The organism is Actinoplanes rectilineatus (genome assembly GCF_000962825.1).
GTDB classification, from domain to species: Bacteria; Actinomycetota; Actinomycetes; order Mycobacteriales; family Micromonosporaceae; genus Actinoplanes; species Actinoplanes rectilineatus.
The window spans coordinates 35,463-47,198 of record NZ_JZKF01000049.1 but is presented as its reverse complement, the minus strand read 5'-3'; the positions used below and the strand labels follow the sequence as shown (position 1 = coordinate 47,198).

General features: G+C 72.9%; 10 protein-coding genes. 1 reads left to right on the top strand and 9 read right to left on the bottom strand.

The genetic code is table 11. The features are described from left to right. From WH85_RS30125 to WH85_RS30085, 9 genes are all read right to left on the bottom strand, one after another. Positions 1 to 2,391: a GTPase-associated protein 1-related protein gene (locus WH85_RS30125; RefSeq protein ID WP_045745420.1), complete on the bottom strand. Its 2,391-nt coding sequence runs from the start codon at positions 2,389 to 2,391 to the stop codon at positions 1 to 3. Further along, positions 2,388 to 3,593 (bottom strand): TRAFAC clade GTPase domain-containing protein, encoded by a 1,206-nt coding sequence (locus tag WH85_RS30120; RefSeq protein ID WP_045745419.1) that lies wholly within the window; start codon positions 3,591 to 3,593, stop codon positions 2,388 to 2,390. Before WH85_RS30120 ends, WH85_RS30125 begins: the two co-directional genes overlap by 4 nt. Further along, entirely contained in the window at positions 3,590 to 4,999 is a 1,410-nt protein-coding gene (locus WH85_RS30115) for a hypothetical protein (RefSeq protein WP_045745418.1), read from the bottom strand. Before WH85_RS30115 ends, WH85_RS30120 begins: the two co-directional genes overlap by 4 nt. 78 nt (positions 5,000 to 5,077) lie before the next feature. After that, a complete protein-coding gene (locus WH85_RS30110) occupies positions 5,078 to 5,623 on the bottom strand; it encodes a GNAT family N-acetyltransferase (protein WP_045745417.1) in 546 nt (181 codons plus the stop codon). 54 nt (positions 5,624 to 5,677) lie between these two features. Beyond that, positions 5,678 to 7,147, bottom strand: a complete 1,470-nt coding sequence (locus WH85_RS30105; protein WP_169792499.1) for a hypothetical protein — start codon at positions 7,145 to 7,147, stop codon at positions 5,678 to 5,680. A gap of 76 nt (positions 7,148 to 7,223) precedes the next feature. Then, positions 7,224 to 7,454, bottom strand: coding sequence for a hypothetical protein (locus WH85_RS30100; RefSeq protein ID WP_045745415.1), 231 nt, complete (start codon positions 7,452 to 7,454; stop codon positions 7,224 to 7,226). An 18-nt stretch (positions 7,455 to 7,472) separates the two neighbouring features. Next, positions 7,473 to 8,219, bottom strand: a complete 747-nt coding sequence (locus WH85_RS30095) for a class I SAM-dependent methyltransferase (protein WP_045745414.1) — start codon at positions 8,217 to 8,219, stop codon at positions 7,473 to 7,475. Positions 8,220 to 8,268: 49 nt separating this feature from the next. Then, entirely contained in the window at positions 8,269 to 9,306 is a 1,038-nt protein-coding gene (locus WH85_RS30090; protein ID WP_157411295.1) for a tetratricopeptide repeat protein, read from the bottom strand. 186 nt (positions 9,307 to 9,492) lie between these two features. Continuing rightward, positions 9,493 to 10,674, bottom strand: coding sequence for an MFS transporter (locus tag WH85_RS30085; protein WP_045745412.1), 1,182 nt, complete (start codon positions 10,672 to 10,674; stop codon positions 9,493 to 9,495). Between the two features lie 65 nt (positions 10,675 to 10,739). Here WH85_RS30085 and WH85_RS30080 point away from each other — a divergent pair, with 65 nt between their 5' ends. After that, positions 10,740 to 11,723, top strand: a complete 984-nt coding sequence (locus tag WH85_RS30080) for an ArsR/SmtB family transcription factor (protein ID WP_045745411.1) — start codon at positions 10,740 to 10,742, stop codon at positions 11,721 to 11,723. Positions 11,724 to 11,736 lie beyond the last annotated feature (13 nt).

The window sequence follows — 11,736 nt, the reverse complement described above, 5'->3', positions numbered from 1 at the left end:
TCAACCGCGCGGCGGCAGGATCCGGCCCAGTAGCCGCCGGGGCTGAGCGACCGCCCAGCGTGCCGGCCACGGCTCACCGAGCAGCAGGATCTGCTCGCTGACCTCCCGCAGGCGAAGAGCCGAGGTCCGGGTCAGGAAGTCCCGCAGCCGCGATCGTACGAAATCGAGCACCTGGACGTCCGCCGCCGACGCGTCCGGGAACGGCGACTCGCACACGACGAACGCCATCGCCACCTGCGCCGGACGCCAGACCTCGGAATCCAGGCCACCGCCCACCGTGCGTGTGTACTCGCCGCGCAGCTCCGGCGCCGCGTCCAGAACCGCCATCGTGGTCGGCGCGTACGGGCACTCGACCATCGCCACCAGCAGCCGGTCCAGGTGCGCGTCCAGGGTGTGGCCGGGCACCTGCCGCATCACCTCGGCCACCCGGTTCGCGTCCGTCGAACCCTTCTCGAGTTGGACGATCACGAACCGGACGTTGCTCTCGTCGGCCAAGACGGCGGCGACACGCTGCCCCGGATCCCAGATCCGGCTGCTCTCGGCCAAGATGTAGGCCGCCTGGAAGGCCCGGTCGTCCACCGGCCCGGCGAGCAGAGCAGTGGAGAGTAGCGGAAAGTAGCGGGGTCCGTACACCAGGTTGCGCGGCTGGACCACGGCGAGCCGGCGGGCCTCCGCCATGGTCGGGACGACCCGCCGCCACAGCACCTCGGCCAGCCGCTCGAAGGCCGGCCCGGGCGGCTCCTCCTGGACGGCGGCCTGCAATCGCGTCCGGAAGAGCCCGGCCCGGCCTTCGTCGTCGAGGTGGAGCATCCCGGCACTGACCAGCGCCTGATCGAGAGGTATGCCCAGGCCCACCTGGTCGGTCAGCAGGGTGTCCCACCACTGGTCGCCGAAGAGCTCGGCGGAACCGGGGGCGGTGTCGTCGACGAGACGACGGTTCAGCAGGGCCCGCAGCCGCTCCTCGACGACGTCACCACCGGCCCACTCGTCCGGGTTGAACTTCGCGTCCGGGCGAGCGGCCCAGTGCTCGATGAACCGCTGCAGCCCCGGTTCGCTCATCGCCAGCGCCGGCGCCACCCCGAACCGGAAGGCCAGCCGCAGCAGAGCCTCGCACCGGTCCGGTTCGGCCTGGTGCATCTCCTCGGCGAGCATCTCCGCCGCGTCCGCGGCGTCCCAGGCACCCTCGGCCAGCGGGGACAACTCGCCGGGCGACACCGGACGGCCGTCGCGCAGGCCCTGGATCTCGGCTTGCAGCAGCTCCAGGCGTACTCGCCCGGCGTGCCCGGTCCGGTCGTCCTGGACGGCCTCGTCCAGCTCCAGCAACTCCTCGACCGTCCACGTCGAGGCGTTGGCCAGCAGGCGGTCGATCACCTGAGCGCCGTAACGGTCGATCAGGTGCCGTGGCGCGGACGCCAACCAGGCGACGATCGGGCGCACCGCACCCGGGTGCGGCGACCGGTTCAGCACCACGGCCAGTGCCAGTTCGGACTGCGCCGGCCGGATCTGCGGCGACCCGGCCTCCGCGTCGGCGGCCACCTCGACCGCGTCCATCACGTCGTAGGGATCCTCAGCGAGGAACAACTGCACCCACCGGGCGCTGTACGGGTCCCGCTCCACCGCCGTCCAATCCTGCTGTATCAGGTCGAACACCACGTAGCCGAGCTGGTTGTCCAGGTTCGCCGCCCCGGTCGCCCAGTCCGGGTGCACCGCCAGGATCCGGTGGTTCGCGTATGCCGGATTCAGCGTGAAGATTTTGAAGTCGATGGCCAGCGCCTGACGATGCGGCACCAGCAGCGTGGCGGCGGCCACCCAGCGCAGCACCGGCTCGGGATGCCGGGCCAGGAACAGCACCCGCCGCCGGTCCGAGCCCCGCCGCAGATGCGACAACAGTGCGGTCAGCAGGGCCGCCCCGCGATACTGCGACTGCACGAAGAGCTGGGCCTCCGGGACGGTGAGCGGGCCCGGCTGCCACCCCGGCTCGAGAGGCGGGCACTGCTTGCCGGGCACCTGCACACCGGTCCAGAACGGCGCGCCGAACAGCTGCGCCGGCCGGACCAGGCCGTACGAGCCGGGATCCCCGGTGGCGATGGCATGGGTCAGTTGGTTGCCCTCCCGCCCGCCGGTCGGCTCCTGGCCCAGGTAGACACCGGCGGCGGTGGCGTACAGCCCGCCGTCGCGGACGTGGGCCAGCGACGGCGGATAGTCGGTCACCGGCCGACGCTCGCGCATCCACTGCGGTGCCGGCTCGTAGAGCAGATGGCGCTGGATCAGCGGCATCGCGGACCGGTCGGCCGCTGGGGAGACGGCCTGGAACTGGAAGCCGTCCCGTTGTTGCAGGCCGTCGTCGGCCCGGCAGTTGGTGTAGACGTAGGTGTGGAAGGAACCGCTCATACGCCGACCCGGGGCACCATGCCGCCCTTGTCCAGCAGCCAGAGCAGCGGTTCCTCGACGCGGTGCGGGCGTACCCCGGTGGGGTTGACCGTCGCGTGGTCGTAGTCCGGCTCGGCGCCCAGGGCCGAGACGAAGAAGTACTGGTAGTCGCGGTAGTAGCTGCGCAGATAGTCGTTGATGTCACCGCCGCCCCACCGGTCGAGCAGCGCGCCCACCTGCTGGTGGATGGTGCGGCCGTGCGAGTCGTCGTAACCGCCGCGGCGGCGCTGCGCCCGGCGTAACAGGTGGGTCTCGCCGAGATGGTCGTAGAACGCGTCCATCTTGGTGAACGCCACCGCCACCGGGACGGTGATCTCCCGGCCGTTCCAGTGCGCGCTGTGCTTCAGCGACTCGGTGATCCGGGTCAGTACGTCCCGGGTCGGCTCGTTCTGCTGGACCGCGGCCTGGGGCAGCCGCAGCAGCTGCTGGACCTCGGGCAGTTGGAACGGGTCGAGCAGCAGTACCAGGTAGTTGGCGGCCTGCAGGTAGTGCAGGCCCAGCGTCTCGTTGTCGTCGGCCAGGTCCTCCCCGGCGGTGTCGTAGAACGACAGGTAGTGAGTCCGTGTCCGGTGCCGCCGGAAGCGGTCGGCCAGCTCGCCCCGCCACTCCAGGACCATCGGCTCCTTACGCCCGTCGACGGCCTGCGCGGTCGTGGGGAACAGCTGATGCTCGTCGTACACCCGGCGGATGTTCTGCCTTACCTGATGGGCCTGGGAGGAGAAACCGTCCTGGCCGGCGCCGATCGGCTGGACGGTGGCCCGGAGTTCCCGGCCGAGCTCGCGACGCTGCAACTCCTCGGACAGGACGGTGAGATAGACGGTCTTGCCGGTGCCCCGGGCGCCCAGGACCGCCACCAGAGGGCTGGGTGAACGGCCAAACTCCAACGGCAGGCGGGTGTGGCAGGACGGGCAGGCCCGGGCACGGGTCTCGCCGCCGCAGCGCGGGCAGTGCGCCCTGGCCCGCAGCAGCAGCGAACTGTCGGCGGCCGGCGGGAAGGCCGGCATCGAGGGCTCGGCGAAGCCGGTCAGATTACGCCGGGTCTCGTCCACGAGCGGGCGGCAGGCGGGCTGATCGCCGATCGCCCGGCCCCGACACAGGAACCACAGCTCACTCCGCCGCCGGATCACGTTGTAGCAGAACGGGCATGCCAGGGTCGGAGTCATGCGATCCTCATCTGCTCGATCGGGGGGTCCACGAAGGAGACCGGATAGGGGGCCTGGGCGAAACAGCGGATCCAGAACGGCCGGTGGTGGCGGGGAACCTCCGGCCAGGGCAGCACGTGCCGGTCGGGCGTGCCGGAGACCAGGACCAGCGGGCCGAGCCTGCGGAGCGAGGCGCCTTCGCCGGCCGCCAGGGGCAGGAACTCGCCGGTGCTCACCACCACGTCGACCTCCAGTTCGGTGCAGTCGCGGTCGGCGGTGACCGACAGCACCAGCTCGCTGCCGCCGAACCGGCGGCGGCGCTGGAGCTGGTAGTGCACCTCGGTAGCGGCCGGGGCCACCACCGCGGTCGCCGCCGGCGACCGGGCGACGCCCGGACCGACGGGGGTCAGGGCGTGGACCCGGACCATCCCACCGGTACGGGTGTCCGGGAGCAGATGGCCGCGGGCCGCGGTGTACCGGGCCCGGGTCACCGCGTGGCGTTCGGTCGTCGCGGGCGTCGTCCACTCCAGGTGGACCGTCGTCGCGTCGCTCGGCCAGACCCAGGTGACGATGGTGCCGTGCCCGTGCCTCCGGGTCTGGAGCCGCTGCACCGGGTCGGCCACCCCGAGCGCGATCAGGCGCCCCGTGCGGGCCTGCCCACTGTCGGGCGCCAGCGGCAGATAGACGTGGTATCCGGTGGGCACGACCGCGGTCAGCACCAGCCTGCCGTCCCGGTGGACCGGCGTCCCCGGGATCTCCGTGCCCCACTGCTCGGCTCGGGACCAGGGGACCAGGGTCTCGGCGGGGAACGGCGGCGCCTCGCTGGCATAGCGGATCCGCACCCCGGAGAACGCGTCGGCCGGCCAGGAGAGTTCCACCTCGCACCGGTCGCCGTCGGCGGTGACCGGCGTTGCGTGCAGGTGCTCCGCCGGCGCCCCGGTCGGCACGGGAGCGACGGTGGCCGGCGCCGCCCGCGGGGGTCCGGCCGGCGCCGGCGCTCGTTCGAGCCGGGCCAGCGCGGTCCAGAACTCCGCCCGGGCCTCGGCCCGCCAGTCGTGCTCGGCGTGCATGCCGGCGACCTCGGCCGGCGGCGCCACGATCCGCTCCGCAGTGTCCGGCAGCACCGTCTCCGGCCCGGCCCGCTCCTGCTCCTGCCACCAGGCGGGATCCTTCATCGCGTCGCCGGCGGTGGCACGGAGCTCGGCGTCGGCTTGCAGGAGGAGCCGGCACACCTCGGCCCGGAAGTCCGGCGCCTGCGCACGCTGCTCCCACCAGGCGCGGATCACCGCTAGGTGGGCCGTCAGCTCCGCCGCGTCCATGGCGGGATCCACGGCGTAGCGGGCCGGCAGATCACCGGGCGGGAGTCGGCCGTGGGCGCCCCGCAACGGGCGAAGCACCTCGCGGTCGTAGCGGGCGGCGTCGAACACGTGACCTCACCACGGGCCGTGATTCGGGGGCGCTCAAAGGCCATCACAGCGCGCCTGGTGATCACAAGAGACCGACGTCTACTTCCGGTCGGCCGGTCGGCTTCCCAAGGTTCCGGGGTCCAGGTCGTAGACGTACTCCAGACCGTCCTCCTCGTCCCACTGCTCGCCGGTCTTGACGAAACCGTAGGGCAGCGCCAGCCTCGCCGAGGCGACGTTGTCCGGGCGGATACTGACCCGGACCCGCGTCACCGACGGCTCGGCGGCGGCCCGGGCCAGCAGCGCCTCGAACGCGGCCCGGGCGTAGCCGCGGCGGCGGTGCTCCGGGTCGACCGCGTACCCGATCTCGACCAGGCCGCCCGAGTCCGGCGGGCCGTGGAAACCGGCGCGGCCCACGGCCAGGGACTGCGTCTCGTCCCAGATGATGCCGGTGGTCCAGTCGGCCGACGCGGGGTCCTGTTCGTACTGGCGCAGGCGCATCAGCCAGACACCGCGGCACTCCGGCCCGGCCAGGTAGCCGGAGACGGGAACGGGCGACGCCGCGTTCGCCGCCTCCAGGTCACCGTCGGCGAGCGCCCGGAAGGCCGGGCCGGAGAGGTGGACGATACGTACCGATGGTGTGCTCACCGGCCGAGGATGTCATGATCCCGGGAACCCCCGTCGGTCACCCGGAACCACGTTTCAGCGGTTGCGGGCGCGGACGGCGAGCATGCGGTCGCGCACGTCCGGGTCGGGTTCGTCCGCGGCGGCCCGGTCGAGCAGCGGCCAGGCCTCGGTGGGTACCACCGCGACCGGCCACGCCTCCAGGGCGTTCAGGGCCATGTTGCGGCAGCGGATGCCCCAGTGCCGCAGCGCGGCCCGGACCAGCGGCCAGCCCCGTCCCGGGTACGCGTCGAGCCGGCTGACGATCAGGTCGAGGACCCGGTCCGGGCTGTCCGGCCCGAACCCGATCTCCAGTGTCGGACCGGAGCGCAGGCCGTCGACGTCGAGCACCTCACCGGCGAGGGCCAGCACCAGGTCGATCTCGTCGTGGTCGTCGAGCAGCGCGTACCAGAGATGAGTGTCGTCGGGATCGGACCGCAGGTGGTGCGCGAGCCGGTCGGCGAACCACAGGCCGGTCACGGCGGCGGGCCACACCGCCCGCCGGAACGTGTCCGGGTCGTCGGCGGCCAGCGCGGTCCGCAGCTCGTCCTGCCACGGCGGACTGCCGGTCAGCGCGGCGCACCGGGCCCGCCGCGGCGCCCGCCCGGAATCCGGCCACAGTCCCGCGGCGGTGGGGGAGTCGAGGTAGCGGCCGAGGGTGGCGACCGTCCCGATCCGGCCCAGGTGCGGCGGGCGGACGGCGGCATGGGTCAGGTAGCCGTCGATCGCCGCGAGGCCGTCGGTGTACTGGCGCATGTCGGCGGCCGGGCCACCCCGGCACAGGGCGAGCAGGATGCCACCCGCGCCGGACATCAGCGCGTCGTCGATCGTCGCGGCGGACAGTGCCCCGGCCAGGTCGCCGGTGGTCGCGGCGGTGTACGCGGTGTACTCGTCCATCACGTCGTTGCGGTAGCCGTCGCGCAGCAGCCAGTCGCGGATCCGCTGGTCGGTGCTGCCGGCCAGGCGGTTGACGGCGTGGATGCGGCCCCAGCCGGTCACCCGCCGGCCCAGGTCGTGGACCGCCGCGGCGTCGGCGAGCGCCGTGACCGCGTAGAGGGTGAACGTCTCCAGCGTGCCGATGAGCAGCAGCAGATCCCGGTCCCGGTCGTCGCGGGCCGCGCCGAGCAACAGGATGCCGAGGATGACCGCCTCCCGGCGGGCGCCGGTCTCGACCAGTCGGCGGCCGAGGTGCCGCAGCGGGCCGGGGTCGAGGCGGAGCCGGCGCACCACGGGGATCAGGTCGCGGGGGACGGTGCCGACGCTGTCGTGCAGGGCCGCGACGCCGGCGTCGGTGAGCGGCGCGCGGACCAGGGCGGTGATCGTCGCGGTGAGGCTGTCGCCGCCGGGATCGGGCGGGGCCATATGGTGGGTCCGGATGCCGTCCCCGACGGTGTCCGAGATCAGCGGCCGTGCAGCGCCGGCCGCTAGGGTGGGCTCGCCACCGTCCGGCCAGGGGCCGGGGCCGTGTTCGGCCGTCAGGGCGAGGGCGTGGGCCAGGTAGGGGCCCACGGGGTGCGGCTCACGCCGCGGGAGGCTCATCGAGCCGGGCGGAGGCCGCCCTTTCCGTTCGTGTTCATGACGAACATCATGCCGCACGGGCGCCGTCGGCGGACAGCGCCCCCGCCGCCGGCGGGCAGGCGGTGACCGTCTCGGGCAGCGGCTGCAACACGGCGCAGGGCGTGTACGTCAGCCTGTCCGGCAGGCCGAAGGTGATGTCGATCAGGCCCAGGGCGGAACCCAGGCCCAGCAACGCGACGAAGGCCGCCACCAGCAGGATCACCGCGGCGATGCCGGTGACGAGAGGAGAGCGCTGCATCGGCCCAGGGTCGCATTGTCACGGCCGATCCGCACCCCGTACCCACTGCAGGGCCGCCGCGGCCCGCCCCGGATCCGGGGAATCGGCACGTCTGAGGCACCAGAACTCGTGGTCGGCGCAGAGCCGGGCCTGGTCGGGCGCCCGTTCCACCCGCAGCCCCGCACGATGCAGCTCGTCGACGAGCTCACGCCGTGACCGTGCCGACCGCCGATAGACGTTGGCCAGCAGAAACCCCTCCGGGCGCAGCACCCGGTGGATGGTGGCGAGATGCAGCCGGGGCAGCCGGAAATGGAAGACGAACGCGCTGACGATGGCGTCGAAACTCGCATCGGGGAGTGCAGCCAGGTCCTGGTCGGCCTGGTGGAACGGCACACCGGCGGCCTCGGCGCGGGCCACCCGCACGACATCGGGGTCGATGTCCACTCCCGCGTACGACACGCCGGGGAACAGCTCGCGCATGGTGTGAAAGCCGCAGCCCCACTCCAGGACGCTGGTCGCACCGGACGCCCGCACGCCACCGGCGAGGGCCTCGCGCACGCTGGCGTTGACCTGGGCGACGTCCGCCCGGTCGAGCAGCGGGCGGCGGGCCGCGTTCAGCACCTGGATCTTCTTGGGACTCAGCTTCTCGCAGGGACGGTCCAGGTAGATCTCGTCCATGAAGCGGGTGAGCCGCCGGCCACCGACGACGAGACTGCGGGGTGGCGACGTCTGCTCCGCCAGGTAGACACCGGAACCGGCCCGTGCCGGGTTGCCTGCTGCGAACACGGCGGAAGCCTATTGCCCGGGAAGATCCGGCACTACCGAATCGCCGGGGCTATTCGCCCGGGCGTGGCGGCCAGTGCTGCTCGATCGGTCGCAGGTAGCGGTCCAGCATCGACTCCCGCTCCAGAGCCCGCAGCAGGAAGTCCATATGCCCACCGATCTCCCGGGCGCGCCGCCGCGACGTGCAGATCTGGGCGAGCGTCGCGGCATGGCCGTCGGCCGTGTCGTAGTCCGCGACCAGCACGCGGTGTGCCCAGAGGATCAGCTCCGCCCACATCGACTTGACCGGGCTGAGCTGGCGTTGCTTGCCGACCCGGTCGACAGCCGTACGGCTCTCGTCGACCGCCCGCTGCGTCGCCCGCCGTCGCGCCCGCAGCAGCGCCAGGTAGAACGGGGTCACCGCCGATTCGCTGCTCAGCGTCGCCGCGGTCTCGTGGGCCGCGAAGGCCCCGTCGATGTCACCGCCGTCGCGCAGGATCAGGCCCAGACAGTTGTGGTTGCTGTGGTTGTCCGGGGCCACCTCGACCGCCTTCTGGGCGTACCGCAGGGCGCCGCCCGGATCGCTGTAGCGGTGCACGAGCGCCAGCCCGCGTTCCGCGTCGCCGGTCCGGGCGCCGAGGTCCTGCATCTCCCGGAACCGCTGGGCTGCGGCGACCTCGTCGCCCATGTTGGTCAGCGACCGCCCCAGCCGGTAGAGGACCCGGGCGTTGCGCGGGTCCAGGTTCGCGGCCTGGCCCAGATAACCGATGGCCTTGGCGTACTCGCCGTCGCGGTAGGCCACCTCACCCTGGTTGAACAGATAGGAGACCTCGACCAGGGCGTTCATCCGCTGGTCGATCCCGGCGACCTCGTCCTGCAGCCGGGCGAGCAGGGTGGTCGCGTCGGTGAGGATGGTGACGACCTCCTGGGAGACCTTCTCGCCGGACCTGCGGATGCCGCGGATCTCGCGCAGGCCGAAGACTCCGGCGAGTACCAGGATCGCGGTGATCACCGTGATCAGGAAGCTGAACCCGGCCAGGATGAATCCGGACCACGTGATGATGGTGTCGGCGATCTGCGACGGATCGGGTGGCACAGGAGCAGGGGACACGCTCCCGAGTATGGACGTTGATCACTTTCTGTCCAATGGTGATCAACGGCGAGTGTTGTGGCATGCCGCCAGGCCACATGGTCGTGGGTGATCAGCGCTGCCCGTGCCTGCCGGGTGTCGTCCCGGCCGGCCACCGGCATCCGGGGCGCGGCGGCCCCCACGTCCCCATGGACGGCGGGACGGCCGTCACACCCGCCGCAGCCGCAGCACGGCGACGACCAGCAGGACGGCCAGCCCGGCGGTGGCGATGGCGGTGGCCGGGGTGGTCACCTCGGCCAGGGCGCCCAGGGCCAGCGGCCCGAGTCCCTGGAAGACCATCACCCCGGTGGAGAGCAGGGCGAACACCTGACCGCGGCGGTCCTCCGGTGCCGCCTCGAGGAAGCGGCGCTGCAACCCCAGGGTGAAGGCGAGGCCGATTCCGGAGACCACGAGCAGGACGGCCACCACCGGCAGCGGGGGCGCCACGGCCAGCACCACCAGCGGCGTGCCGAGCAGCAGCAGGAGTGTGCCGGTGTGACGTTCCCGCTGGTCGGGGCGCAGGAACCGGCCGACGGCGAAGTTGCCGAGCAGCATGCCGGCGGCGGGCGCACCCATCAGGACGGCACCCGCACCCGGGGAGAAGCCACGGGATGCGGCGTACGCGACGAGCAGCGCCTCCGCCCCGACCACGAAACACAGCGGCAGCCACTGGGCGAGTAGCAGCCGCCGCAGGACACGGTCGCCGAGCAGTGCGCGTACCCCGGAAAGACTGTCCCGGACGGCGCCGCCGCGACCGGCCCTGACCACCGCGGGGGCGATGGCCGGCAGGCCGAACCGGACCGTGACCGCGGCGAGCAGATGGCAGCCGGACGCCACCAGCAGCGCGGATCGCGGGCCGATCGCGGCCACGGCGACCCCGCCCCCGGCCAGGCCGAGCAGCTGCGCGGCGGACGACGACATGGTGGACACCGAGCGGCCCAGCACGTACGCGTCACCGGTCAACCGGTCGGCGATCACCCGGGCGGCCGCGCCGGCGAACACCGGGGTGCCGCAGGCGACCAGCGCGACCAGGGCGAGGCTGACGCCGACGGGCAGGTCGGCGAGCGCCAGCACGGCGGTGAGCAGCACCTCCACGCTGTAGCCGGCGACGATCAGCGGCCGCGGAGGCAGCCGGTCGGTGAGCGCGCCGAGCAGCAGGCCGCCGGCGAACTGCGGCAGGAACCCGGCACCGAACGCGACCGCGCTGAGCAGCGGTGATCCGGTGGTGGTGTAGACCAGGACGGAGAGCGCGAAGATCTGCAGCGAGATGGCGCCGACCGCGAGGGACTGAGCCGCGAACAGGGTGCGGAAGGACCGCTCCGCAAAGACCTCACGGTAGGTGACGAGCATGGACCGAGCATGGGGCAGGTCCCGCCGGCGGCCGACTGTTTCGTCCACGGACGTAAGGTCAGGTCGTGACCCGATTCGAGGTCGGCACCGAAGACCTGCTGCACACCCGGTTCGCCTTCTCGCCGGTGCTCGAGTTGGAACACCTGATCCGGGCGCTCGCCGGCCCGGGGCGGCGCGGCGTGCCGGAGACCTGGCTGGCCCGGCTGCGCCCCCGGTTCGCGCCGCTGCACGCCGACCCGGTCATGCGGGCCGTCCTCACCCTGAACCTGCCCCGCTCCGGCGCGACCTTCCTGGTGCCACCGCCCACCCGGTTCGGCCAGACCATCGAGGACGACCTGGCCGCCCTGCGCACCTCACCACCGGACGTGGTCCGCGCGGAGATCGAGTACTACCTGCTGCGGCGCCCCGACGCGAGCGACACGGACCGGGAGACACTGCGCGCCCCGGACGTCCTCGACCGGATCGCCGCCCTGTTCGCCGCCGCCTGGACGGAACTCCTCGCCGACGACTGGCCGCGGCTGCGCCACCTGTGCGAACGCGACGTGGTGTACCGGTCGGGGCTGCTCGGCTCGTCCGGCTGGGCCGCCGCCCTGGCCGGCCTGCACCCCGGCGTGCGCTGGCGCGACGGCGGCATCGACCTGCCCGGCGACGGCCGCACCACGATCGCGCTCGGCGGATCCGGTCTGCTGCTGGTGCCGTCCGTCTTCACCTGGCCCGGCGTCGGGGTGTTCGCCGACGAACCCTGGCCGAAAGCGATCGTCTACCCGGCCCGCGGCGTCGGCACCCTGCTCGAACACGGCAGCCCGGACGCCCCGGACCATCTCGCCGCCCTGCTCGGACGGTCCCGGGCGCTGGTGCTGGCCACCCTCAGCGAACCGGCCAGCACCAGCCAACTCGCCCAGGCGCTCGGCATGTCGGTCGGCGCGGTCGGCGACCACCTGGCGGTGCTGCTCGGCTCCCGCCTCGTCGAACGCGCCCGGTCCGGGCGATCCGTGCTCTACCGGCGCTCCGATCTGGGCGACGCGTTGACCGGCACGGTCACACTCTGACCCCGGTCTCCGC

Bases quoted from the DNA above. Each gene is read 5' to 3' on its own strand.
- WH85_RS30125 (WP_045745420.1), bottom strand. From the start codon at position 2,391: ATGAGCGGTTCCTTCCACACCTACGTCTACACCAACTGCCGGGCCGAC.
- WH85_RS30085 (WP_045745412.1), bottom strand. From the start codon at position 10,674: ATGCTCGTCACCTACCGTGAGGTCTTTGCGGAGCGGTCCTTCCGCACC.
- WH85_RS30100 (WP_045745415.1), bottom strand. From the start codon at position 7,454: ATGCAGCGCTCTCCTCTCGTCACCGGCATCGCCGCGGTGATCCTGCTG.
- WH85_RS30120 (WP_045745419.1), bottom strand. From the start codon at position 3,593: ATGACTCCGACCCTGGCATGCCCGTTCTGCTACAACGTGATCCGGCGG.